This is a genomic window from Paraburkholderia sp. SIMBA_030 (genome assembly GCF_046535245.1).
GTDB lineage: Bacteria > Pseudomonadota > Gammaproteobacteria > Burkholderiales > Burkholderiaceae > Paraburkholderia.
Map to the genome: position 1 here is coordinate 1 of NZ_JAWRXB010000457.1, position 274 is coordinate 274.

Annotated in this window: 1 pseudogene; it reads left to right on the forward strand. The window is 65.0% G+C overall.

Going from position 1 to position 274, the window contains the following annotated elements:
• Positions 1 to 57: 57 nt before the first annotated feature.
• Positions 58 to 274 (forward strand): annotated as a pseudogene (locus SB772_RS40765) (four-helix bundle copper-binding protein); the annotation flags it as partial.

Consider the following 274-nt stretch of genomic DNA (forward strand, 5'->3'; position numbering starts at 1 on the left):
CGGGAAGTACTTACAACGCTCGCGGCCCCGCGCCGCCAAACCCTAGGAGAGTCGACCATGAACGACGCCGACCGCTGCATCGAAGCACTCGACAAGTGCGCCAGGGCGTGCGAGAACTGCGCTTCGGCGTGCATCGCCGAAGGCGCGCTGCCCGAGATGGAAAAGTGCATCCGGCTGGATCTGGACTGCGCATCGCTGTGCCGGTTCACGTCGGCGGCGCTCGCGCGCGACACCGAATTCATGCGTGATTTCTGCGACCTGTGCGCGCGAATCT